Source organism: Paenibacillus sp. MAH-35 (assembly GCF_058135425.1).
Map to the genome: position 1 here is coordinate 58,053 of NZ_JBYUPU010000031.1, position 24,014 is coordinate 82,066.

The 24,014-nt window shown below is 55.7% G+C and carries 24 protein-coding genes and 1 pseudogene; 6 read left to right on the forward strand and 19 right to left on the reverse strand.

What is annotated here, in order from left to right; all coding sequences use genetic code 11:
* Positions 1–174: 174 nt before the first annotated feature.
* The 5 genes from xerD to AC3Y2E_RS25265 form a co-directional block, all read right to left on the reverse strand.
* On the reverse strand, positions 175–1,074 hold the full coding sequence (gene xerD, locus AC3Y2E_RS25245) for a site-specific tyrosine recombinase XerD (protein WP_379215347.1): 900 nt from the start codon (positions 1,072–1,074) through the stop codon (positions 175–177).
* 171 nt (positions 1,075–1,245) lie between these two features.
* Positions 1,246–1,479, reverse strand: a complete 234-nt coding sequence (locus tag AC3Y2E_RS25250; protein ID WP_332071157.1) for a DUF4227 family protein — start codon at positions 1,477–1,479, stop codon at positions 1,246–1,248.
* A gap of 73 nt (positions 1,480–1,552) precedes the next feature.
* Positions 1,553–2,677 carry an alanine dehydrogenase gene (gene ald, locus AC3Y2E_RS25255; protein ID WP_379215350.1) on the reverse strand — a complete coding sequence of 375 codons (1,125 nt, stop codon included), beginning with the start codon at positions 2,675–2,677 and terminating at the stop codon, positions 1,553–1,555.
* Positions 2,678–2,835: 158 nt separating this feature from the next.
* Positions 2,836–3,303, reverse strand: a complete 468-nt coding sequence (gene fur, locus AC3Y2E_RS25260) for a ferric iron uptake transcriptional regulator (RefSeq protein ID WP_332071159.1) — start codon at positions 3,301–3,303, stop codon at positions 2,836–2,838.
* Between the two features lie 146 nt (positions 3,304–3,449).
* Entirely contained in the window at positions 3,450–4,787 is a 1,338-nt protein-coding gene (locus AC3Y2E_RS25265) for an extracellular solute-binding protein (protein WP_379215352.1), read from the reverse strand.
* 690 nt (positions 4,788–5,477) lie between these two features.
* On the opposite strand from AC3Y2E_RS25265, the gene AC3Y2E_RS25270 reads away from it, so the two are divergent.
* The gene (locus tag AC3Y2E_RS25270) at positions 5,478–6,470 is read left to right on the forward strand and encodes a LacI family DNA-binding transcriptional regulator (RefSeq protein WP_379215354.1); all 993 of its coding nucleotides are present in this window, start codon (positions 5,478–5,480) and stop codon (positions 6,468–6,470) included.
* Between the two features lie 33 nt (positions 6,471–6,503).
* On the opposite strand, the gene spoIIM is transcribed toward AC3Y2E_RS25270, so the two are convergent.
* The 3 genes from spoIIM to AC3Y2E_RS25285 all read right to left on the reverse strand — a co-directional run bounded on the left by spoIIM (position 6,504) and on the right by AC3Y2E_RS25285 (position 8,955).
* On the reverse strand, positions 6,504–7,145 hold the full coding sequence (gene spoIIM / locus AC3Y2E_RS25275) for a stage II sporulation protein M (protein WP_379215356.1): 642 nt from the start codon (positions 7,143–7,145) through the stop codon (positions 6,504–6,506).
* A gap of 86 nt (positions 7,146–7,231) precedes the next feature.
* Positions 7,232–8,404, reverse strand: a complete 1,173-nt coding sequence (locus AC3Y2E_RS25280) for an endonuclease Q family protein (protein ID WP_379215359.1) — start codon at positions 8,402–8,404, stop codon at positions 7,232–7,234.
* Positions 8,401–8,955: an NUDIX hydrolase gene (locus AC3Y2E_RS25285; RefSeq protein ID WP_379215361.1), complete on the reverse strand. Its 555-nt coding sequence runs from the start codon at positions 8,953–8,955 to the stop codon at positions 8,401–8,403. Before AC3Y2E_RS25285 ends, AC3Y2E_RS25280 begins: the two co-directional genes overlap by 4 nt.
* A gap of 121 nt (positions 8,956–9,076) precedes the next feature.
* Here AC3Y2E_RS25285 and mciZ point away from each other — a divergent pair.
* A pseudogene (gene mciZ / locus AC3Y2E_RS25290) lies at positions 9,077–9,148 on the forward strand (Z-ring formation inhibitor MciZ); the annotation flags it as partial.
* 37 nt (positions 9,149–9,185) lie between these two features.
* Here the strand turns inward: mciZ and AC3Y2E_RS25295 are convergent.
* Both AC3Y2E_RS25295 and AC3Y2E_RS25300 read right to left on the reverse strand, forming a co-directional pair.
* Positions 9,186–10,358 (reverse strand): DUF3866 family protein, encoded by a 1,173-nt coding sequence (locus AC3Y2E_RS25295; RefSeq protein WP_379215363.1) that lies wholly within the window; start codon positions 10,356–10,358, stop codon positions 9,186–9,188.
* Between the two features lie 154 nt (positions 10,359–10,512).
* Positions 10,513–11,127 (reverse strand): NUDIX hydrolase, encoded by a 615-nt coding sequence (locus AC3Y2E_RS25300; RefSeq protein WP_379215365.1) that lies wholly within the window; start codon positions 11,125–11,127, stop codon positions 10,513–10,515.
* A gap of 148 nt (positions 11,128–11,275) precedes the next feature.
* Here AC3Y2E_RS25300 and AC3Y2E_RS25305 point away from each other — a divergent pair, with 148 nt between their 5' ends.
* Positions 11,276–12,436: a serine hydrolase domain-containing protein gene (locus AC3Y2E_RS25305; protein WP_379215367.1), complete on the forward strand. Its 1,161-nt coding sequence runs from the start codon at positions 11,276–11,278 to the stop codon at positions 12,434–12,436.
* A 78-nt stretch (positions 12,437–12,514) separates the two neighbouring features.
* Here AC3Y2E_RS25305 and AC3Y2E_RS25310 read toward each other — a convergent pair whose 3' ends face one another.
* Positions 12,515–13,663 carry a M20/M25/M40 family metallo-hydrolase gene (locus tag AC3Y2E_RS25310; RefSeq protein WP_379215369.1) on the reverse strand — a complete coding sequence of 383 codons (1,149 nt, stop codon included), beginning with the start codon at positions 13,661–13,663 and terminating at the stop codon, positions 12,515–12,517.
* Positions 13,664–13,754: 91 nt separating this feature from the next.
* On the opposite strand from AC3Y2E_RS25310, the gene prli42 reads away from it, so the two are divergent.
* Positions 13,755–13,853 carry a stressosome-associated protein Prli42 gene (gene prli42 / locus AC3Y2E_RS25315; RefSeq protein ID WP_190925367.1) on the forward strand — a complete coding sequence of 33 codons (99 nt, stop codon included), beginning with the start codon at positions 13,755–13,757 and terminating at the stop codon, positions 13,851–13,853.
* A gap of 63 nt (positions 13,854–13,916) precedes the next feature.
* Here prli42 and AC3Y2E_RS25320 read toward each other — a convergent pair whose 3' ends face one another.
* From AC3Y2E_RS25320 to lpdA, 4 genes are all read right to left on the reverse strand, one after another.
* The gene (locus AC3Y2E_RS25320) at positions 13,917–15,284 is read right to left on the reverse strand and encodes a dihydrolipoamide acetyltransferase family protein (RefSeq protein ID WP_379215371.1); all 1,368 of its coding nucleotides are present in this window, start codon (positions 15,282–15,284) and stop codon (positions 13,917–13,919) included.
* 151 nt (positions 15,285–15,435) lie between these two features.
* Positions 15,436–16,419 carry an alpha-ketoacid dehydrogenase subunit beta gene (locus tag AC3Y2E_RS25325; RefSeq protein WP_332071170.1) on the reverse strand — a complete coding sequence of 328 codons (984 nt, stop codon included), beginning with the start codon at positions 16,417–16,419 and terminating at the stop codon, positions 15,436–15,438.
* Between the two features lie 3 nt (positions 16,420–16,422).
* A complete protein-coding gene (locus AC3Y2E_RS25330) occupies positions 16,423–17,433 on the reverse strand; it encodes a thiamine pyrophosphate-dependent dehydrogenase E1 component subunit alpha (RefSeq protein ID WP_379215374.1) in 1,011 nt (336 codons plus the stop codon).
* A gap of 187 nt (positions 17,434–17,620) precedes the next feature.
* Positions 17,621–19,042 (reverse strand): dihydrolipoyl dehydrogenase, encoded by a 1,422-nt coding sequence (lpdA, locus tag AC3Y2E_RS25335; RefSeq protein WP_379215376.1) that lies wholly within the window; start codon positions 19,040–19,042, stop codon positions 17,621–17,623.
* A 308-nt stretch (positions 19,043–19,350) separates the two neighbouring features.
* Here lpdA and AC3Y2E_RS25340 point away from each other — a divergent pair, with 308 nt between their 5' ends.
* Positions 19,351–19,620: a DUF2627 domain-containing protein gene (locus AC3Y2E_RS25340; protein ID WP_190925377.1), complete on the forward strand. Its 270-nt coding sequence runs from the start codon at positions 19,351–19,353 to the stop codon at positions 19,618–19,620.
* Here the strand turns inward: AC3Y2E_RS25340 and AC3Y2E_RS25345 are convergent.
* The 4 genes from AC3Y2E_RS25345 to AC3Y2E_RS25360 all read right to left on the reverse strand — a co-directional run bounded on the left by AC3Y2E_RS25345 (position 19,617) and on the right by AC3Y2E_RS25360 (position 22,543).
* Positions 19,617–20,450 (reverse strand): hypothetical protein, encoded by an 834-nt coding sequence (locus tag AC3Y2E_RS25345; RefSeq protein ID WP_379215379.1) that lies wholly within the window; start codon positions 20,448–20,450, stop codon positions 19,617–19,619. The genes AC3Y2E_RS25340 and AC3Y2E_RS25345 overlap by 4 nt on opposite strands.
* A complete protein-coding gene (locus tag AC3Y2E_RS25350) occupies positions 20,447–21,151 on the reverse strand; it encodes a glycosyltransferase family 2 protein (RefSeq protein ID WP_379215381.1) in 705 nt (234 codons plus the stop codon). Before AC3Y2E_RS25350 ends, AC3Y2E_RS25345 begins: the two co-directional genes overlap by 4 nt.
* Entirely contained in the window at positions 21,148–22,218 is a 1,071-nt protein-coding gene (gene steA, locus AC3Y2E_RS25355) for a putative cytokinetic ring protein SteA (RefSeq protein WP_379215383.1), read from the reverse strand. Before steA ends, AC3Y2E_RS25350 begins: the two co-directional genes overlap by 4 nt.
* Positions 22,219–22,348: 130 nt before the next feature.
* A complete protein-coding gene (locus AC3Y2E_RS25360; protein WP_190925384.1) occupies positions 22,349–22,543 on the reverse strand; it encodes an aspartyl-phosphate phosphatase Spo0E family protein in 195 nt (64 codons plus the stop codon).
* A 276-nt stretch (positions 22,544–22,819) separates the two neighbouring features.
* Here AC3Y2E_RS25360 and AC3Y2E_RS25365 point away from each other — a divergent pair, with 276 nt between their 5' ends.
* Entirely contained in the window at positions 22,820–23,725 is a 906-nt protein-coding gene (locus AC3Y2E_RS25365) for a foldase protein PrsA (RefSeq protein ID WP_379215386.1), read from the forward strand.
* Positions 23,726–24,014: the final 289 nt, after the last annotated feature.

The following is a 24,014-nucleotide window of genomic DNA, read 5'->3' on the forward strand; positions in this document are numbered from 1 at the left end:
TCGACACATTCCGACTGCGAATTGCAGTGTAAAAAAACCGTCCGGAATAACTTCCGGACGGCCATCTTTGCGTTCAAACCCAATCGTTCGTGTATGGGAGGGCATGGGTATTTTCACTCCCCCCGCACTCTCCCTTGATGGTGTTGTCTTATTAAGGTTTAATATCGCCCCATATCAAGAATTCATTTTAGCCCTCGGATGCGTCCGGTCATAAATTTCTTTCATCCGGGCTTTCGTAACCTGCGTGTACACCTGCGTCGTCGAGATGTCCGCATGGCCGAGCATTTCCTGCACCGCCCTCAGGTCCGCCCCGTTCTCAAGCAGATGAGTGGCAAACGAATGACGGAGCGTATGCGGCGTTATTTCTTTATCGATGCCCGCCTCCCGGGCGTATCGTTTAATAATTTTCCAAAACCCCTGACGCGTCAGGCGGGTGCCGAGATGGTTGATAAAAAGCGCGTCTTCGTCCTTCGACTGGCGCAGCAACTGCGGACGCATCGATTCGGTGTAACTGCCGAGCCAGTGAGCGGCGATTTTACCGAGCGGAATAATCCGCTCCTTGCCTTTGCCGGTACACCGGACAAACCCCATCGCCGGGTTGACGTCGTCCACGCCCAGCGAGATCAGCTCCGATACGCGGATGCCTGTCGCATACAGCAGCTCCAGCATCGCCTTATCCCGCATGCCGCCCGGCACGGCCGTCTCCGGCGCTTCCAGCAGCCGTTCAACCTCTTCGACGGTCATCACCTTCGGCAGACGTTTCTCCAGCTTGGGCATCTCCATATCGAGCGACGGATCTTGGGTGATCGTCCTCTCGCGCAGCAAATATTGGTAAAACGCCCGGATCGACACGATATTGCGGGATACGGTAGTCGGCGCGCGGCCGAGCTGTTTCAGGAAAAGCAAATAGTTGACGATATGGGACTTGGCCGATTCCTCGATGGACGCCACGCCTAGTCCGCTAATATGTTCGAGGTAATGGGTAACGTCGCGTGAATAAGACTCCAATGTATTGCGTGACAAACCACGCTCGACGGAGAGGTAGTGTATAAACGTTTGTATATGTCTATTCATCGCCAAATGTTGATCCCCCAGTATGTCGTTCCTCATGTACAACCATATTCAACACAGGGGATCGATTTTCCTGCCGGACCCAAGATAAACGCCTACCGGCGTCTTTTAACACTGGCGTTTACAGGGATCTAGAGCCGCTTCCGCGATTTACTTTCTGGTAAATGACCGCTCCTACTCGCCGTACTTGTAAAAAAACAACAGCCGCTCCAGCATCGTGCCCGGCTCCGTCACGCCGGCTTCGCCCTGGAACACCTTGACCGCTTTGCCCGTCGGTTCCTTGTACCGCCCTGCCGGCTCGAACCAGCCTCCGAAAAACCGGAACAGCTCGAACAGCATAACCGTCAAGATGACGAAAACGGCAATAAACTTGGTCCGAACCCACCATTTTCTTAACGAAACGACCATGGCCTGTCCTCCCTGTTCCAACCTTGTTGAAGTCCCCACCTTAACGTATGAGCCGCCGGCACGAAATATGACCTCACACCATCGGGACGTACGGCAGATCCACCGCTTCCGCCACCGCCTGATGCGTAATCCGGCCGGCATACGTATTCACTCCGAGCCGCAGCGGAGCGTTCTCATGAATCGCCCGTTCGAACCCTTTGTCGGCCAGCTCCGCCACATAAGGCAGCGTAGCGTTCGTCAGCGCGATCGTGGACGTCCTCGGGACGGCTCCAGGCATGTTGGCAACCGAATAGTGGATGACGCCGTATTTCTCGTAGATCGGATCGCTGTGCGTGGTTACCCGGTCGATCGTCGCGATCGAGCCTCCTTGATCGATCGCGACGTCGACGATCACTGACCCTTTTTTCATCTGCCGGACCATATCCTCGGACACGAGCTTCGGCGCCCTCGCGCCGGGAATGAGCACCGCCCCGATCAGCAGATCGGCGGATCGGACCGCTTCGGCGATATGAAACGGGGTCGACATGAGCGTCTTCACCCGTCCGCCGAAGATGTCGTCGATATATCGCATCCGGTCCCCGCTGCGTTCTACAATGACTACGTCGGCGCCGAGACCGAGCGCCATCTTGGCTGCGTTCGTCCCGACGATTCCGCCTCCCAGCACGACGACCTCCGCGGGCGGCACGCCCGGCACACCACCAAGCAGTATCCCTCTTCCCCCGTAGAACCGTTCGAGAAAATGGGCGCCGATCTGGACCGACATCCGCCCGGCCACCTCACTCATCGGAGTCAGCAGCGGCAGTCCTCCGTTCGGCAGTTGAATCGTCTCGTACGCAATCCCGGTCACCCGTTTCTGGACGAGTGCGTGGGCCAGATCAACTGCGGCCGCCAGATGCAAATAGGTGAACACAATCTGATTTTCACGGAAAAAACCGAATTCCGAAGAAAGCGGCTCCTTCACTTTCAAGATCAGATCCGCGCGCTCCCATACGCCTGCCGCCTCCGGCACGACGATGACGCCCTCTCGGGAATACTCCTCGTCCGTAAAGCCGCTTCCGGCGCCGGCTCCCGCTTCGATCAGCACCTCGTGCCCCGAATGTTTCAGCACACGGGCGCCTCCGGGCGTCAGCGCAACGCGAAATTCGTTATTTTTAATCTCTTTCGGTACTCCTATCGTATAACGGTTCGCGGCCGTCATTATCGTTCGCCTCCACAACTGCTGCTATTGGATATATACTTCTTGCTTAGCATGCGTTGGGAGAGATGAAAGTATCCGGTCCCGCCTTGATCGGACACGGCCGACCGAATAAGCAAAAATCCCCAAGCAGCGATAAATACCGCTACCCGGGGATCCGTTTACTTCTGCTCCGCACCGGAAGATTTCTCCTTATCCTTGCATCTGTGACAGATGCCTTGGAAATCGAGCCGATGGTCCAAAACTTTAAAATTATATTCCCGCTCCAGTCTTTCTTCCAGCGGAGTCAACCAATCTTCCATAATCTCGTCGACCGCACCGCACTGCACGCATATCAGATGATGGTGATGGTGATGATTGCTTTCACTGCGCAAATCGTAACGGGCAACCCCGTCGCCAAAGTTCATCTTCTCCACGACATGCAATTCGCTCAACAGCTCGAGCGTGCGATATACGGTAGCAAGCCCGATTTCGGGTGCTTTATCCTTGACGAGCAAGAAGACATCCTCCGCGCTCAAATGGTCTTCTTCATTCTCCAGTAAGACGCGTACGGTCGCTTCACGCTGGGGTGTCAGCTTGTAGCCTTGTGACTGCAGTTGCTGCTTGATTTTTTCGATACGCGCTTCCATGTTCCTCCCCCTCTTGAGCGCATTGGCGAAATGCTCTAACCGTCGGATACAGCGCCCGGCGGAAATTGCCGCCATCCTCATTATAGGTGGAGCAACCATACAAGTCAAACTTTTTAGAATCATTTTAAATGAGAACGTTTTTCACACTATTTGGTGGTTTTGCTTTTGTATTCCTGTATTTTTTTGAGCGAATCCTCTTCGGCTTTACGTAGAGCGGTGTTCAAATCCATTTTGTCCAGGGCGACCTGATTGCCGTATGAGATGTACTGGGTTACCATATCGGCGTCGTAAGCCGCCTTCGCCGGGATCGGAGCAAATTTGTTGTAGAACAGCGCGTTCCAGTTCCGGTCTTTATACGGCGATTCTTTGCCAAGCTCTTTTTTGATGGCGTCGTTTTGAAGGACCGGCATGATTCCTTTGCGGGCCATCTCCGACTGAAACTCGTCGGATATCATAAATTTCAGTACTTCCATTGCCGCTGCTTTGTTTCGGGCCATATTCGTAATGCCGAAGTAGGACGGATACGACTGCGATCCGATCCCTTTGTCTACGGTCGGGAACGAGACGATATCCCAGTTAAGCGCCTTCAGCTCCTGCTCCCAGACGTATATCAAGCTGGACAAATAACCGAACATGCCGACGCTTTGATCTTTAACGAACATATTAATATCCGGGATTTTATTAATCTTCTTCATTCCGTCCAAATACCCGGGTACGCGCATCGGGTCCAAATAATAAGTCTGGAAATAGGTTTTCCACCGGTCGTCCTTGTTGATCGTAGGCGTGTCGCTCGGTATATCCGTATTCGGGATCGACAGCGGATTCATCCGCAGCGTATGTACCGGAGAATGGGTAAACCCGAAGTACTGGGTATCGCCCTCGGTCCGGGTCAACCGCTTGGACAAGTCGACCATCTCACTCCATGTGATGCCGTCTTTCGGGTAAGGTACGCCGAACTTATCGAACAGCGTCTTATTGTAGTAAAGAACCAGATTTGTTGTAAATACGGGAAGACCGTAAAACTTGCCGCCCGACGCCTGCTTGACCGCATCTACAACGGTGGGATCGAGCCGGTTCAGATCGACTTTGTGATTTTTGATCAACTCCGTCATATCGTACTCGATGCCGGCCGGAAAGGCGTTCGCTTCAAAATTGCCGATCGACTGGAAAAATATATCGAACTTCGTGCCGTTTGCGATCAAATCCTGCAGCTGCGTTCCGGTGCCGGTCCGCTGAATATACTGAATCGTCCAGTTCGGAAATTTTTTGCGTATCGCATTGCCGAACCGGTAGTCGAAGCTTTCGACAGGATCGCCATTGTTCGAATAAAACACAACCTCGGCCGGCTGGCTCGTAATATCGACGGCCGGAGTCCCATTGTCGCCCGGATCGGCTCCATCCCCGCCGCTTTTCCCGCACGAAGCCAGCAGCACCATAGCCATAGCAGCGGCCGTTAATGCCGTAAACGATTTTTTGTTTCTCATTCCAATTCCCCCTTATGCATCGTAAAATAAAATAGGTCTCTTCCTCCGGCTGACGATCGGCTCGACAGCAATCGATTTCCACAGCGCCAAATTGAAAATTAGGAGTTGCTGATCGAGGAACGGAACAGAATAATCATGCAGCTTCTCCGGTCTTTACCCGAAGTAGCGAAGTAGCGATACCCGGCTTTCGCCAACGCACCGGTTATCCTGGCCTCATTCAGGCAGATGATGGCTTGGAATTCATACAGGCCCCTAGCTTAATCGTTTTTTAAAAGCAAACCCCTTTTGTATGAATCGATTACCAAATTTAGCAAACGCTTTCAAATATAATTGGTTCCGCTAACAGTCGCCCGATCGGACCCAACGACGGCAGCGCCCCCTCTCCACATCATCGGAATTCGGCCTCGCAGAAACGGCTACCCGCTTTAACGAATCGTCTTCCGTAGGATGTATTTGAATATTGTACGTCGTGCGACTAGATGATGTCCCTCTTATTTCCATAATAAAGCGGTTACATGTAAAAGTAAAGACTAATATCGCAAAATTATTTAATTTACGTAACGATTACATTTTTACGTAACTATTATATTTTTCCATTGCGTGTTACAATAAGAAGTGAGAGCTTTAAAGGAAAGGGGAGCTTGCCTCGCTCGATCCGCTTCCTAGAATCCACAAGGAAGGAAACCGATCATGACCACTTTAAAAGATATTGCCAAAGCGGCCGGCGTAACCGCAGCCACCGTCTCCCGGGCGTTGAACAACGAGCCCGGCGTCAAGGAACATACCCGCACTAAAATCATCGAGCTGGCCAAAGAGATGAATTATGTTTCCAGCTTATCCGCCAAGCTGAAGTCCGAAGCGCAGTCGAGCAGTATCGGGATCATCTGGTCTCCTCCGGTAGGGCTATTTTTCAACCATCTGTGCAACGAGATTCAGCGCCAGGCTTCGGAGCGCGGGCATTATACGCTCGTTTCCTTTGCACGGCCGGAAGAAGCGATGCGGCATTTTAACGATCACCATGTCGAGAATATCGTGTTTTGGGCCGGTACCGGCTGGAGGCCCAGCCTCGGCTTCCTGCATGAGAAAGAGCGGTTTCAGGGAACGATGCTCGCGATGGGGGGAGCCATCATTGAAAATTCCCATCGGATCGGGATCGACCGGAAGGAGGCGATCATGCAGGCGGTCCGGCATTTGGCCGAGCTCGGCCATAAACGAATCGCATTCGTGGGGGGAGTTTCGGACAAGCTGATGGGTTATACGGTGGGGCTGCTGGAAAACAAGCTGACGTACGATCCGGATTATATCATTCATAACTTGCCGAATGCGGTCCTGCCAGAACAACAGATCGTCAAGGTGCTCGGCAAAGAGCCCGGCTCCCGGCCGACTGCTTTTATCGTCGACAGCCACGGCATTATGTTCTCGTTTATTCATCTGATCCGAAAGCTGGGTCTGCGTATCCCGCAAGACTTGTCGCTCGTCTCGTACGAGAGCATTCCCGAGATGGCGAAGCTGTTTGAAATTCCTTTGACCTCGATCGGACCGGGCATTCATCAGTTGGCGGAGCAAGTGATTACGATGCTGCTGGACGAATCGGCCTCTGTTCCCGAAGGCGAATATCTCGATCGGACACTGCCCTGCGAGATGATTGTAGGCCAATCCGCAGTTCCGCCGTCCGAAGCGTAGCGCCGGGTGCGGATTCGCTCAGACTGGCGGAGGTTAACCCGCTCCGGCGACCAGCATGGGCGCAACCCACTTGATCATCACCGGCGACATATACGCTTCGAACATGGCGACTCCGAAGAGCAGCGCGGCCATACACAAGGTCAGAGACGTGTAGCGGACGAATGTCGGGTACAACGTGCCCCGTTGTTGAACGAACCGGTTTTTCACGAGATATAGAGAGAAGGCGCAGGCGGAGACGCTGCACAAGACAAGCGCGGGAATCACGATCAGATTTTGCGGAGCGATCGAGACGAACGCGAACAGCATCCCTTTCCACGACAGCTGGCCGACCAAATATCCGACCGAGAACCCGACCAGCACGCCCTTCAAAAAGTCGAGCAAAAATATAAACGGAAGTCCGATCACGGACAATCCCAATATCCATATGAGCCCGATCCATTTCAGATGAAGCGAGATCGAATCGCGGAACGTCGTCTGGCCTCCGAGCTCGTCTCCCTGATGGACGATCTGAATAAAGCTGTTGACATGCCGCGCCATCTCCTCCTTCTGACCCGGCGACAGCGCGCCGACCATCAGCGCACCGAAAATGACGCCCATGACGAACAATACGGAGACGAACAAATACAACGGCAAATGTTCCTTCATATACAACCGCATCCGGTAGTTCCAGTTCATGACGGCTTCCTCCCCTTGTCCAGCTCGATTCATTCTATGAACCGGCAAGGGAAACTATGACTGGATTCTACGAAAAGAAGGTATCGTTAACGCGACACTTTGCCGTATTTCCCTCCGCCTCCGACCTGTAAAGCGAGCGTTCCGGCGCGCGCCTGCATCAGATAACCTGCGATCTCGTCTCCCGCCGCTTGCCGGAGCTCGTCTTCGCCGACCCGGTGCAGGATGTTCATCTCCGTCCCGAATAACTCCAACAGCCGGGCCAGCTTCTTTTTGCCCAGCCCCGGGATAAAATCGAGGGGAACCTGGAACCGGTAAGGCGGATGATGCGCCGCGATGTTCGGCTCGGTCCGGTCGGCGATCGACTGGATGCGGTCCATCACCCCCCTGACGATTTTGCCGCTGCCGCAATACAAACACCGCTCGCTCGCCACTTCCCGCTCGTCCAGCACCGATTCGCAGACGCCGCAATACGTCCGGTGGTATTTGCCGAGCCGCGGGTTCAGCCCGTAATTGGCGGATACTTGGCGTCCGCCTTCCCGGGCGAGCGCCAGTCTGAGCTCCTCGAAGCTCGGCTCGAGCATATCGATCCGGTTGTACTCCCGGCCGATTTTGCCGAGCGAATGCGCATCGGAATTCGTGACGAACGAGTACCGGTCGAGCTCCGACAGGCAGCTCGCCATCTCGGTATCGGCAGATAAGCCGAGCTCTACCGCGGCAAGCCGATCCGGATCGAGCATATTCGCCAGCCGGGTCGTCGCGCTGCCGTATACGCTTTTGTAAGGCGTAAATATATGAGCCGGGATCAGAAAGCCTCCGCGCCCGACGACTTCGTCCTGCAGATCCCGTGCCGGGACATACAGGCGCTGGGAGCTGAGCTGCACGTTTTTCATATAAGGCCGCATCCACTCGGTAAACGCCCGCATTGAATCCAGCGTAGGCATGTAAGCGAGCAGATGAGCCGACCCCATCCCCTCGTCCTTCACTTCGATCTCGCTGCCCAGCATTACGATCGTCCGGTCATACCGGATGCCCCCGCCCTTCTGCTCCTCCATATCGCCTTTATCCAAATAGGCCGTAATTTCCTCCTGCACCCCCGGCGACTGGCAATCGATGATGCCGATAACCTCGATCCCTTTGCGGTCGGACGCTTCCTTGGCGATATTATAAAAGGTCAGGTCGCGGCTGCCGCTAATTTTGACAGGCGCCCCTTTCTCCGTCCGGCCGATATGAACGTGCAAGTCTACGAAGTAAGAGTTCATAACTTGTACGATCCCGTCAGCCGGTGAAGCTGCCAGGCGTATACGGCGGCGATCGTCTTGGCGTCGCTGATCCGCCCTTCCGTGATATACCGTTTGGCCGTCTCCAGCGTAATCGCTTCGCAGTCGAGAAACTCGTCCTCGTCCGGGTTCGCTTCGCCCGCCGTCAGCCGGTCCGCCACGAACAGATGCAGAATCTCGTCGGCAAAGCCGGGCGACGTATAAAAGGAACTTACCGATCTCACCTCATCGCACCGGTAGCCGGTCTCCTCCTCCAGCTCCCGCTTCGCCGCCTCCATCAAATCCTCCCCCGGCTCCAGCTTGCCTGCGGGGATCTCCACCTGACTTCGTCCCAGCGCCTTACGGTACTGTTCGACGACGATCATTTTGTCGTCCTTGATTGCCAGCACCGCCACCGCTCCGGGATGCTTCACGACTTCCCGCGTCGCTGTCTCCCCGTTCGGCAGACGGACATGATCGACTTGGAGAGAGAGCACTTTCCCTTGAAAGATCGGCTCGGACTTTATCGTGATTTCTTCGTATTTGTTATTCATCTTCATTCACTCCCGATTCTCGGTTCGAATTCGCACCGGCTGCATGGCATAGCTTGTCCCATCGGTGCATACATTTGAAAGTATAACAGACTTTCATTCGGAAGAAGAGGACGGGATGAAGATGAAAAGTTATGTAAGCGAGACACAACTTCGCATGGTTGGCAAGGGCTGGGAGATCCGCGAGCGGCTGCGCAAACTGAAGGAGTCGGCCGGCGGGCCGGCGGAGCTCGTTACTCTTCTGCCGCAGTTGATCGGCGAGGGCGGACAAGCCGAGCCGCCACGCGGGCGGCAGCGCACACAGCCGCAAAAAACGGCGGATCGTCGCGTAATCGTCTTCCCATCGTTCTGATTTCCTCCGGATACAGGCTCAGCCGGTTCCCGATCTCCTCCAGCCGAATCCCGGACACCCGAACAATCTCATGGCGGCTGGCGCAGCCCGAGCGCTCCAGCTGCAGTCCCAGCAACTCGCTCTTCTCCGCTTCGTCCAGTTCTGGCAGCGGAACGGTAGCGCGGGCCAAGGTCAGCTTGCCGAGCGTCTCCAGCAGATGGTGACTGATCCCGCGATGACGTGCTCGCGAGTCGGCAAAGCTGATCCGCGGTATTACGACCGGCTCTCCGCCCAGCGCACATACCGCATGGATCAGCTCGGCCATCTCCGTCGCCGTATGGCCGTACGGCGTCCCGGTTCCTGCGATGCCCGGCCCCATCACCGCGATCGCAATATCCGCCTGTTGGACGTGACGCGCCGCGAGCAGCGCCGTATACTTGTTGACCGCCTCGAGATCTCCGCCATACGCATGCCCGTAGGTGACCGTCCCTGCCAGCCAGCCGAGGCCATTAAGCCGTGAAACATGCCGGCTGTAGCCAAGCGGAAGCGCTCCTCCGTCGGACATCACGTACGATACGCGCAAGGCGCGGCAATCCGGTCCGTCCTCCGAACGAATCCAGGACAGGGCGATCGGCAGCATGCTGTGCAGCTCCCCGATTAATACTGGCATTCCATCAAGCGAACGCGGCTCCTCAAATAAGGCATGGTGCGGGCTTTCCGGCTCTTCGACGGACAATACCGCTCGCTGCAGCCCCGTGTAACGAAGCTTCATCAGGTGCCCTTTACCCAACCGGCCGTACGCCGGATCGGGGACTGACCGATCGTCCGCCGCCTCGACCGGATCGTCCGCTCCGCCGGTTACGTCGATGACAAAGTGGTATCCTCCGCTGCCGAGCCCTAGCTCTACCGCGGTAGTGTTCAGTTTCACGCGGTCTCCTTCCTTCAGCTTCGGTAAAGTATCCGTATAATGAATGGCGGACTGCCTGTGCCCATCGTCCGTTAACACCTCCGCCTCCTGAATGCCGTCCCGCTCGCGGATAATCCGTACGACGCTCCCCTTTTTCCATCGAATCATACTTTCCCTCCCGGCTGGCCGCAACCTTAGCGTTATGATTTATCCTATGACCTCCCGCCGTTTTCATGAACGTCCTCTTCCGGCCTGGTAACGGACATAAGAAAAAAACCGCCTTCCTGATCCGAAGACGGGTACCGATTATATAGGAAAAGCATCAGTCAGGCGGGAACAGCAAGCGCATCACCGTTCGCATCGATTCGTTCTCCGGCACCCACAGCCGCATCTCTCGGGGGATAGGAGCCCGCTCCAGCAATTCGCTTCCCAGCTCCACCATTTGTCCGAGCGTCGCGCCTTGCTCCAGAATCGGCCATCGTTCCACCGGCACGAACAAAATGGCGGCCACATCGTCTTCGGGGTTGATCCGCGCCTCATCCGTCTCTGTGCTATACAGTCCGAAATAGACATAAGGCCCTGTCGGCAAACCCGGCTTGTAAGGCACGTCCGGATTGCCGTTAGTTTTTCTTTGGAGCAGCAGCGGCGGAGTTTCGTCTATACAGGGCACCTGAACAACTTCATCCGTATCCATATTGTGAAAAAAAGTGACAGGCGATGAAAGCAGACGCACATTCAGGTTGCCCAGCTCCTCCTGCGCTTCCCTGAGGGCGCACTCCGCGATCGTCTCGCCGGGCTCTTGACCGCCGCCGACTCCGCCGACCCGCATCACCCGGCCTTCGAGCGCCTCCGGGATGCCGTCCGTGTTCAGCGTAATCGCGACCTTGCCGTCGCGGACCCAGACGACTCCTGCGCAAAACGGCTGATGATCCGTCATAGCCCTAACATCCAAAGGTTGCATAAATCGCTCTGTCATAAACTCCACTCCCCGGTCTGATTCCTAGTACTGCCTTTTCAGTTTCCCGATTTTCCGATACGATAGGTAAAGAATCCCATTATTCGAGGAAACGGAGTTGATTCAACAAATGAAGCTGAGAAATGGATCGCCTGAAGACGCGGGCATGTCGTCCGGGCGTATCCGGCATGTCGAGCGACTCGTGCAGCGCTGGGCGGATACGCAAGTCTCGCAAGCTTTTGTAACCGTCATCGCGCGCAAAGGAATCATCGTCTCCCATCAAGCGGCCGGCACGGCGTCCCCCGGACCGGAATCGTCCCCGCTGAAGCCGGACACGCTGTTCCCGCTCGCCTCGATCACGAAGCCGATCACCGCAACGGCTGCGATGATTCTCGTCGAGCAAGGCTTGTTGTCGTTAAGCTTCCCGGTTTCCTATTACATCCCCGAATTTGTCGGAGAAGGCAAGCATCAAGTGCTCGTCCATCAGCTCATGACCCACACTTCGGGCATGCGCAATAATGAGATCGGCGAATTTTCGCGCCAGAAGGAGGCGCTTGTCGACATTCCTCCAGCGGACGTCAACCAGCATCCGATGATCCATAAAAAATTGTTTCTCGGTTATGACGCCCCGTTATGGAAACCGCCGGGAACCGAGATGTCCTACTGCGGCTACGGGGTGGAACTGCTCGGGGAGATCGTTCGCAGAGTGAGCGGACAGACGCTGGAGTCCTTTTGCAGGGAACATATCTTCCTTCCGCTCGAGATGAACGATACTTACTTTACCGTGCCGGAGGCGTTATACTCCCGGGTGATCCGGAGACCGGAAGACGCGCCGGGCGGGAGGTGGTATCATACGCCGGAAGCGATGAGCTCGCCTTCCGCGGCGGGCGGAGCTTACTCCACCGCTCTCGATATCGCCAAATTCGGCCAGATGTTTCTGAACAAAGGCTCCTACGGAAACGAGCGGATTCTGGGCGCACCCGCCGTCGCCGAAATGACGCGCAATCATATTCCCCACATCTCTTCAACTTACGGCGCGCAGTTTTTCAAGGAAGCTTCCTACGGCTACTGCTGGCCGATCAACCATAATAAGAAAGACAGCGGCGACTTGTTCTCCCCGAAGGCGCTGGTGTGCGGCGGTGCGGGCGGCGTGAATATTACGATCGATCCGCATTATGACACCGTCCAGGTCATCTTCTCGGTCGAGAGCAAAAGCAACGACGGCCACAACGTATGGTTTCCTTGTATGAATTTGTTCAACAATGCCGGAATCGCGGCGATTGAAGCGTAGTCCCTTACGAAAAAAAAGCTGCCGGTCGCTTCGATCGGCAGCTTTTTCTCATGGAGGATGCGGGTTCGCCAAGCCCGGTTAGGCTTGCGCCTGAGCCGCCGATTCCTTAACGATCGCGACGACGAGTTCGGCGATCTTGACCAGCTCGGACACCGGCATCTGCTCTTCGGTCGTATGAATATTCTCATAGCCGACGGCCAGATTGACGGTCGGAATCCCCATGCCGTTAAACATGTTCGCGTCGCTTCCGCCGCCCGTATGGAACGTCGACGGCGTCCGTCCGACCGATTCGATCGCCTTCATCGCCAGCTTCACGACCGGGGCGTTCTCGTCATACTTGTAGGCCGGGTAAATAATCTCGCTTATAAACTCCGCTTTGGCGCCCATATCGCTCGCCGCCGACTCGCAGGCTTCCTTCATGGCGGCCAGCTGGCGGTCGAGCTTCTCCTGGACGAGGCTTCTCGCTTCGGCGGCAATATCCACCCGCTCGCAGACGATATTCGTAGCGCCGCCGCCGGCGAAGCTGCCGATATTCGCGGTCGTCTCGAAATCGATCCGGCCGAGCGGCATCCGGGAAATCGCCTTGCTTGCCACCTGGATGGCGCTGATGCCGTCCTCCGGATTAACGCCGGCATGCGCCGAACGTCCCTTAATCGTAATTTGGATACGCGCCTGAGTAGGAGCGGCTACTGCGATCGCGCCGACCTTTCCATTGGAATCGATCGCATAACCGAATACCGCTTCCAACTGGGCCGGCCGGTTATTCGCCATCGCCCGCGAACCGAGCAGTCCCGATTCCTCGCCGGCCGTAATGACGAACAGCAGTTTTCCGTGCGGAATGTCCTGCTCCTTCAAGACGCGAATCGCTTCGATCAGAGCGGCCACACCGGCCTTGTCGTCGCTGCCGAGAATCGTCGTGCCGTCGCTGCGTATGTAGCCGTCGTCGTCGAGGCGGGGCTTGATGCCTTTGCCTGGCGTTACGGTATCCATATGGCAAGTAAACAGGACGGTCGGGACATGCGACTGACCTTCAGACGCTTCCAGTGTGAAGATCAGGTTGCCCGAGCCGTGTCCGGTTACAGCCGCCGTATCGTCTTCGAACACGCTTAGTCCGAGCTCTGCGAACAATTTCTGGAGAACTTTGCTGATTTCCTGCTCATGTCTCGTCTCGCTGTCGATCCGGACCAGCTCCATAAACTGTTCGATCAGCCGATTTTGTTGAATCATGACTACTTTCCTCCCGGACATGGATTAAGGTACAATGTAAATATGCCCTACTATGAACCCAGTATAACCTTTTTTGAGGAGATGAAAGCTTATGTTTAGCAAAACATTCGTCAAGGTCGTCGTATATCTGATGCTCTTCGCCATGGCCTCATCGGTCGTTCTGTACGGGATCGGAATGTTTTTCGGTTAACGGTTTCGGCCCGCTTCAAGCCTTCCGCGCTTTGGCGGGCGCGTGGCGTATGCGCGTCGGGGCCTAGTACAGCTTCGTGTCCAGCGAATAACTCTCCAGGTTTTCTTTCACACGCTGCAGGAAACGGCCGCAGATCACCCCGTCCAAAATCCGGTGATCGAGCGACAGACAGATGTTCGCCATCGAACGCACCGCAATCATATCGTTGATCACGACCGGACGTTTGACGATCGATTCGAACGTCAAGTTAACCGCCTGCGGATAGTTGATGATCGGATACGACAGGATCGAGCCGAACGAGCCCGTGTTGTTCACCGTTATCGTGCCGCCCTGAATGTCATCCAGCTTCAGCTTGCCGGAGCGCGCCTTGCGCGACAACTCGTCGATTTCGCGGGCGAGACCGGCGATATTTTTCTGATCGGCCTTTTTGATGACGGGGGTTATTACCGAATCTTCCGTGCCGACAGACAGCGATATATTAATGTCCCGCTTGACGATAATTTTGTCGACGGCCCATACCGAGTTCATGATCGGATAATCTTTGATCGCGTTAACGACGGCTTTCAGCACGAATGCCAGATACGTCAAGTTGATTCCTTCTTTTCTCATGAACTCGTCTTTGATTTTGTTGCGCAGCACGACCAGATTGGTGACGTCCACCTCGATCATCGTCCAAGCATGCGGAATTTCCGCTACGCTTTGACGCATCCGGGTTGCAATCGTGTTGCGGATCGGCGTCACATCGATGATGTATTCGTTTCTTCCGCCGTCTCTCGAGCTCTCGACCTCGATCTTCGGAATCGGAGGTTCTTCGGACAAATGAAGTCCGGTCGAACGCACCGGCAATTTGGGCGCCTCCTGAGGCACCGCCGGTACGGCGGCGATAACCGCCTTGGCATCTGAAACCGCCGGGATCGCCGGGGCCGGCCGGCCGTTCTCCAAGTAGGCGAGCACGTCCTTCCGGGTAATCCGCCCGCCCATGCCGGTTCCCGTGATCGCCCTAAGATCGATGCCATGCTCGCTCGCAAGCGTCTGCACGGCCGGCGAATACCGGCCTCGCATCGCGCCGTCTGCCGCCGCTTGTCCTTCCGCCGGTTGAGCGGTTGCCGACTCGCCGCCATCAGCCGATTGGCTTTCGCTCTCCTCTGCGTTCGTAGTGCCTGCGCCGTTTGCCGCCGTTTCCGCGATCAGCGCGACCACCCCGCCCACCGGAATCGTCTCGCCCTCTTGGGCGACAATTTCCAGCAGCGTTCCTTCGACTGTCGATGGCAGCTCTGCATTCACTTTCTCGGTGATCAGCTCGCAGATCGGCTCATATTGCTCCACGTAATCTCCCGGCTTTTTCAGCCATTTGCTGATCGTAGCCGATACAAGCGATTCGGCGAGCTGCGGGATGACGATCTCCGTCCCTTGCGCCTTCGTTCCTTTCATATGCTCTTCAACCTCCCGCGACTTTCATTTGCTTATAGGATGCTACTTGCGGCTTGTACGAAGCCGGAGCTTAAGAGATCGTCCGTCCGGACTGCTGTCCGCCGAATTGAACTTCGCAGCTCCAACCTGTACGCTCGAACCGTCTGCTTTCTTAGTACAACGCCAAGTTTTTCATCGCTTCTTTTACTTTATCCTTATTCAGCATGTAATGCTTCTCCAGGACGGGGCTGATCGGCATCGCCGGCACGTCCGGACTGCACAGCCGCATAATCGGCGCGTCCAGCTCGAACAGCAGCTCCTCGGCTATGATGGCGGACACTTCCGCTCCTACGCCGCCCGTCTTGTTGTCCTCGTGGATAATCAGCACTTTGCCGGTTTTGGAGGCGGCGGCCAGGATCGCTTCGTTGTCCAACGGCTGGATCGTGCGCAGATCGAGCACAAGCGCACTGATGCCTTCCTTCGCCAGCTCCGCCGCTGCTTCCAGCGCAAAATGGACCGTCAATCCGTACGTAATGACGGTAATATCCGTCCCGTCCCGTTTGACATCCGCTTTGCCGATCGGCACGATATATTCTTCCTCCGGAACTTCCCCTTCCGCAAGCTGGTAACATTTCTTATGCTCGAAGTATAAGACCGGGTCCGCATCGCGGATCGCCGCTTTAAGCAGCCCTTTGGCATCGTACGGAGTGGACGGAAACACGATCTTAATTCCGGGCGTCCCGAAAAAGATCGATTCGGTGCATTGCGAATGGTACAACCCGCCAAATATGCCTCCCCCGATCGGAGCGCGGATGACGATCGGACACGACCAGTCGTTATTCGAGCGGTAGCGGATTTTGGCCGCCTCGCTGATGATCTGGTTCGTCGCCGGCAGCATAAAGTCGGCGTATTGCATCTCCGCGATCGGCTTCATGCCGTACATGGCCGCTCCGATCGCCACGCCCGCGATCGCCGATTCCGCAAGCGGCGTATCGAGCACCCGGGCTTCTCCGAACTTCTCGATCAGCCCTTTCGTCGCGGTAAATACGCCGCCCTTGTACCCGACATCTTCCCCCAGCACGAACACGTCGCTGTCCCGCGCCATCTCCTCGCTCATCGCATCGCGAATTGCGGTTAAGTAGTTCACGACCGCCATCGGTTACTCGCCTCCCTCTTCGGCATACACATACCGGTACAGATCATCCGTTGCCGGGAACGGCGCCTTATCCCCGAACTCGGTCGCTTCTTTGATATCTTTCACCAGCTGATCGATTAGCTGGGCATCCTCATCTTCGCTCCATATCCCGCACTCGATCAGGTACGCCTTAAACCGCGGAATAGCATCCTTGCCCCTATGCAGATCGACTTCTTCCTTCGTGCGGTAAGCCAGATCGTTGTCCGATGTGGAATGCGGCGAGATCCGGTACGTAATCGCCTCGATCAGCGTCGGTCCTTCGCCGCGGATCGCCCGCTCGCGGGCTTCTTTGACAGCCTTGTATATGGCGAGCACGTCGTTGCCGTCCACCTGAACGCCCGGGAATCCGTAACCTGCCGCACGGTCCGCTACCGGAGCCGCGATCTGCTTATGCAGCGGAACGGATATCGCATATTGATTATTTTCACACATGAAAATGACCGGCAGCTTGTGCACGCCGGCGAAATTGCACCCTTCATGAAAATCGCCCTGGTTGCTGGAGCCGTCGCCGAACGTAACGAAAGAGACAAGCGATTCCCCTTTCATTCGGGCTGCGAGCGCAATGCCCACGGCATGAGGAACTTGCGTCGTCACCGGCGAAGACCCGGTTACGATGCGCAGCTTTCTGTGCGAGAAGTGTCCGGGCATCTGGCGGCCGCCGCTGTTCGGATCTTCCGCCTTGGCAAACAGCGAGAGCATCAGATCGCGCACGGTCATACCGACGGACAGGACGAAGCCGTAGTCCCGGTAATACGGCAAAAAATAATCGCGGTCCCGGTCAAGTGCGAAAGCGGCGCCAACCTGGGCCGCCTCTTGTCCGATACCGGATACGTGGAAGTTGATTTTGCCTGCTCTCTGGAGAAGCAGAGCCCGTTCGTCGTACTTTCTGGCGAGAAGCATAAATTTGTACATCTCGAGCGCTTGCTGATCGGAAATGCCAAGCTGCTTATGAGTAGTCAATTGACCAATGGACATGGGACTTCGACCTCCTGGTCAGCAGACGGCCAACGCTGGAGAAGCGCCGCCGCCCGCCGGAATATGGGATGACAATTGACGAAGTTAAGAATTAATACCTGGTCTTAAGAGTTACCTCTATAACCCTATTATAGTCCCTTTTCGTCCCAATTACAATTTGATGCGGCATCCTAATTTGGATAGCCCGTCACCCTCCGATCGATAACCCATCGATCGACATCATCGCTTCGCCCAGCGCTTCGGACAAAGTCGGATGCGGATGGATCGTACCGCCGACCTCCCAAGGCGTCGCGTCGAGCATCTGCGCCAAGGCGGCTTCAGAGATCAGGTCGGTCGCCTGCGGTCCGATGATATGGACGCCGAGTATGTCGTTCGTCGCCGAATCGGCGACTACTTTGACGAAGCCGTCGCTTTGTCCGTATACGAGCGCCTTGCCCAGCGCTTTGAACGAGAATTTTGCCGTTTTTACGGCAAAGCCCTGATCGGCCGCCTGCTTTTCCGTCCAGCCGACAGAAGCGATCTCCGGGCTCGAATATACGCAGCGCGGCACGAGATGGGCCGCATAAGCATGCGTGGTTTTGCCCGCGGCATGCTCGGCGGCGACCACTCCTTCGTGTCCGGCCGCATGGGCAAGCTGAACTCCGCCGTTGACGTCGCCGACCGCGTAGATGTGCGGTTCTGTCGTCTGCATCGAACCGTTCACCCGGATCACGCCCTGATCGACGCGAACATCGGTATTTTCAAGCCCGATACCGTCCGCATTGGCGATCCTGCCTACACACACCAGCATCGTTTCCGCCGCCAAAGCTTCGGTGCCTTTGGCTGTCTCCACGCTCATTTTGACTCCATCCGCTCCCGCCTCGACCGATTCGACCTGCAGCTTGGCGCCCGTCATTATGCGAATGCCGCGTTTTTTGAGCAACCGCTCGAGCTCCCGCGATACGTCCTCGTCCTCGGTCGGCAAAATCCGGCGTTCTCCTTCGACAACCGTCACGCTGGCGCCGAATTCGTGAAGCATCGTCGCCCATTCGACCCCGATCACCCCGCCGCCGACGATAACGATAGATGCCGGGAGACGTTCCATATTAAGCGCATCGTCGCTTGTCATAATTCGGGTTCCGTCAGGTGTAAGACCTGCCAGCATACGCGGCCTCGATCCGGTGGCGATGATCAGTTGGCTCGGCACGAGCGTCTCCATCTCGCCGTCTTCCAGCTCGACGGCCACGGAGCCGCTTCGCGGCGAAAAAATAGAAGGCCCGATAATGCGGCCGTTGCCTTTTACAACGTGAATCTTATGTTTGGTCATTAGAAATTGCAGCCCTTTATAAAGCTGCTCCACAATAGCCGCTTTACGCGATTGCGCTTTGGCCAAATCAAAGGAAACGGAATCTGCGATCACTCCGAACTCGCCGGCCCGTTTCATCGTGCCATATACTTCTGCGCTGCGCAGAAGCGCCTTGCTCGGAATGCAGCCTCGATGCAGGCATGTCCCTCCAAGCTTGTCCCGCTCGACGACAGCGACCGACTTCCCGAGCTGCGCTGCGCGGATCGCAGCGGTATAACCGCCGATGCCGCCCCCTAGAACTACGATATCAAATGTATTGGACAATGTATGTTCCTCCCGTCTGCGGAATCGATGCCTCTATTGTACCAAAAGCGAAATGGACATCAAATACAATTCGGGATAAGATAGTAGGACAGACTATTAGAGGTTGTTCAAAAAGTCCGCTTTTGATCACGAAGCAGATCAGGAAGCGTATTCGACATCGAATATGGAATTCAGCCGGAACTTCCGGTGCTCACGTAGCTCCCACTACGCTCCGCTCCTCATTTCCTAGCTTCATCCCATCTTCTCGGTGCTGAAAACCGGACTTTTTGAACTCGCACTATTACCGAATGCAAAGTGAGGTCGCTTCGATGAGAGAGAAAGTGCAGCGTTTTATCGCCATTATGCTGCTGATTATTCCCGGTTTTGCCGCTACATACGGTTTTCTTGCGATGAAGGACGCCTGGTTCGCGCAGTTCGGACCCGAAGAGAGCGACCCGCATATTTTATGGGGCAAAATGGTGGTCGGCATCGTTTTATTTGTCGCCGGAGTCGCGTTTATCGGCGGCTGGATTTTTTTCCGCGACCGCAAGCGCAACTACGTCGCCCCCCGTTTCCGGGCAAAAAAAAGACGGCCTTAAGCCCGTCCGAATCGGTCCAGCCAGCGGACCCATTTATGTTTGTCGATCCAGGCGGTAATCGAATCTTTCTCCGCTATCCGGTGGATGGCCGCAAGAAAGAGCAGATATACCGTCTGCAGCCATAACGGGAACGAATTCGCAATCGCGCAGCCGAGCGCGAAGCCGAGCAGGTTCGCACCGCAGTCGCCCAGCATATGCCTGCCCCTCAGATCCCCTGGCATCAGCGCTAGACCGCCGGCGATCCCCGGCAGCAGCCAGACGTTTCCGCTCCATCCCGGTTCCGCGACCGCCACTACCATTGCCCCGGCATAAAACCCTTTCCACGCTCTGCCCGGCCTCACATCGAGCAAATTCAGCGCATTCGCCGTCATCGCGATAGCCGCCCAGCCGATGCAAGCTTCCCACCAGGTCCGGCTGCCGTCCGCCACGATCCATAATGCGGCAAGTCCGATCGCGGCCGCTTTTACCGCCCCTGTAGTAAACGTCCGCGTTTGCCGCCAGCTTCGGAAATGACCTCCGATTCCTTTGACGCTCCGCTTGCCGATCATATCGTCCGTCCATCCCGCTGCGAATACGAGCAGAAAAGCGGGAAAATAAGCTGAAATGGTCGAAACGGTACTTCCGGATAAGCCCCAAGCCGCCTTTAGTTGCAGCATTCCGTACAACGCCATATATAAAACGATCAAAACCGCGCCGGTTCCCACCGGAATTATTTCTCCTTCGTAATTCGGTACGGTCATACCGTGACTGCGCAAAAACCGGACCGCCGGCGGAAGCATAAATAGCCCAAGTATCGCAAGCGCACCAATCCATCCGATCGTCCCGGTCATGGCACGAAACGTCCCCGCCGCAGCCACATCGTTTTGGCGATAGCCGCCAGTTGACCTCCGCGGTGCCAAAATCCGCGGATCGTCCTGCCCGTTTCCCGGTGGGAAAGCGGCAGCGGCACTTCGCATATGCGGTAGCCGAGGCGTGCGGCATCGATCGTCAGGCCCACCTCTATGCCGAATCCTTGAGGCGAACGCACGAGGCGTTTCAGCACCTCGCTGCGCACCGCCCGCTGACCGGATAAGGGAGCGGCGAACTGTTGTCCCGTCAGTTGGAAAATCCCTCTTCCGGCGATCCGCCTGACGATCCCGAATCCTCCGCCGCGAAGCGTCCCGGAGAACGCGGCGATCGACATGTCCGCCTCATCGTTCAGAATCGGCGAAAGCAGACCGGCCAAATGCTCGGCCGAGCTTTCCAGATCGGCATCGGCGAACAGGATGATGTCTCCGGCCGCGTTCGTCCAGCCTGTGCGCATCGCAGCGCCTTTCCCCAGTCTGGCGGCATGCTCGATCACGGTCGTCGCCCAAGGTGCCGCTTCTTCCGCAGTACGGTCGGAGCTTCCGTCGTCGACGACGATCAGCTCGTCCCATAACCGGCTGCCGTCATGCCTCGTCATCCGATGGAGCGCTTGCAGCGTCTGCCCGACCGACCTCTCTTCGTTCCATGCGGGCACCACAATCGATACGGAAGGACGCGTTCTCATAACCGGCCCCCTCCTTCCACAGCTTGAACGAGACCGGGCACGATATGAAGCTGATGTTTTTTTGGCATCATCCACCGGTTCGCTCCTTTGGCATCCACGAGTTTATGGCCGATCAGCATCCGGACAAGCAGCGTACTGGCCATTCCGCCCCGTCCTTTCTCCATAAAATCCACGGGATGACTGTGGGAACCGACCACGACGATATGATCCGCTCCTTGCTCGTAGGCGATCCGCATCGCGGCGTCTTCGCTCGTTCCCGGCGCGGCTACCCGTTCCGCGCACAATCCGAGCTGCCCGAGCCGCTCCATACCGGGAGCCCGTCCATCCTCATAGGCATGTACCAGCAGCTGTGCTCCGCAGTGCAACGCCGCATCCGATACGCTGTCCATATCGCCGACGATCAGATCCGGCCGGATTCCTTGGGTGATCAAAGCGTCTGCTCCGCCGTCCACCCCAATTAGCACCGGCCTGGCTTCTGCGATATATTCCGACAAGGCGGCGAGGTCTTCCTTGTACCCTTTCCCCCGTGCGACAATCAGCGCATCTCTTCTCCATAACGGGACACGGAGTGGAGGAATCGGTATCGGCTTGGCCAGCTGCTGCAGCTCGCAGGCGGCGTAATGAAGCGTATTAGCGGCAAAGTCGCGCAGGGTGGCTGAATAATTCCGCTCGGCGGCTTCAAGCGAGCTTCGCATGGACTCGTAAGTAAACGCCCGGACCGGAATCGACAGGAGACGCGTAGTTAACACATCCGCGCGAAGCGACACGGTTTCCCCGTTCGTAATGTCGCCGAACCGCTCCTCATCGATTTCGAACAAAGGTACGCCTGCTTGCAGCAAGCGGCCGGGTCCTTCATGCGGAAACGTGCCGCTCATCGTTCGGGATGCGTTAATGACGGCTTTCACCCCCGCTTCGAGCAATCCTTCGGCTGCCGCCTCATCCAGGTCCGGATGACGAATCAGGGCGATTTCTCCGGGGCGGATTGACCGCAAGAGCCGCTTCGTATTCGGATCAGCCCTTACGGCCCCTTCGAGATTAGCTTTGAGCTGCACGGATTTCGCGATCATAACGTGTTCCCCCGAACTTGTACGACATAGTCTGACTTTGTACTAGTTTAGTCATTTCGTCGGCATCCCATGCGGAAAAACGACAAATACCCTCCGCCGAACGGAGGGTATTGCGGAGAGCTCCTGTTTATCACCTGTATGTAAGTAGCTGCTGCTTCTGGGTACTCAGATGCATTTTCGTAAACTGAACCAGAAACTCGTCCAGCTGCTGGCTCATCTCCAGCACCGTGTCGTCGGCGAACGTCCCTTTCTCCATCGCCAGAGCTACCAAATCGCCTCGAAGCTGCTCAATCGTTTCCGCTTCATCCAATAGAACCGCATTCATTTTGCTTCATTCCTCTTTCTTTCTGAGCTTTTCAGTTGTTTTTCATTTGCTTTTCATAATTGCTATTATAATACGACCCAGGGGTCATTGTTTGTCACTTCTTGTCACGGTCAAACTATTTTTTGTGAACTTCGGACACAATTGTTCAACATTCCGCTTCTATCGACCGAATTCATTTTAATCTGAAATTAAGGTATTATGGATCGCATTCTGGTATAGTTTGAAAAGTCAGCTACAGCACGATAAATATACAAATCGAAAGGGGCATATTTGCCGATGAGGCAGCAGAAACAGAATAAGACGTGGATGATTACTTCACTCGTACTGCTCGTTTTGCTTGCGGGCATATCGATTTATGCGTTTACGAAAAACGGAGGCGGCGGCGATGAGGCGGTTGCATCCGTCAACGGCGTCAAAATTGGAAAAAGCGAGCTTTTTGACCAATTGATCCTGAACGGGGGGGCGCAAATCCTCGATTCGATGATCACCGAGGAACTCATCAAGCAAGAAGCAGAAAAGGCGGGTTTTAAAGTAACCGACGCCGATCTGGAGCAGGAACTCGCCTCCTTCAAAAAAGGGTTCAGTTCCGATGAAGAATTCAATATGCTGCTCATGCAAAGCGGTATGACGCTTGATGAAGTCAAAAACAAATTTATGCCGATGCAAGTGAGACTCAGAAAGATCCTCGGACCTCAAGTTACAATTACCGAGGACGACATGAAGAAGTATTACGAAGAAAACAAAGAGATGATGGCGACGCCGGAGCAAGTGAAAGCTTCCCACATCCTGGTCGCTACCAAGGAAGAGTCGGAGGCGATCCTCGCCCAGTTGAAAGGCGGAGCGGACTTCGCCACGCTGGCCAAAGAAAAGTCGACCGATCCGGGCTCGAAAGAGCAAGGCGGCGATCTCGACTATTTCGGCAAAGGCATGATGGTAAAAGAATTTGAGGATGCCGCGTTTTCGCTTCCTGTAGGCGAGCTCAGCAACGTGGTTCAGACGACCCACGGCTTCCACATCATTAAAGTAACGGACAAAAAGGCGCCAACGACTCCGACTTACGAACAGAAAAAGGACGATATCAAGGAAGAGCTGACCAGCCAAAAAATCCAGGAGCTGTCCGGCCCTTGGATGGAAGAGATCAAAGGCAAAGCCAAGATCGAGAATAAACTTCAAGCTAGCTGATCGCAGCAGCATGAAGGGATATATTAAGAAAAGGAAACCGGCCTCTCTCAGCCGGTTTTCTTTGTTTTTCTATTACTAATTCGAGAAAATTACCAATTCGAGTCACTTGACTTATAACGTGTGGAGTTCGTGCGGGCCGAGATAATACAGAATACACAAAATATAGTAGAGTAAAGGGCTGGGATTACCAGCCCCTCCTCATCAAACCGTACGTGCGGTTTTCCCGCATACGGCTTTCCGATGCTCTTCACCCTGGGCAGTTACGTACTTGCCTGCAAAGTTGCGGATT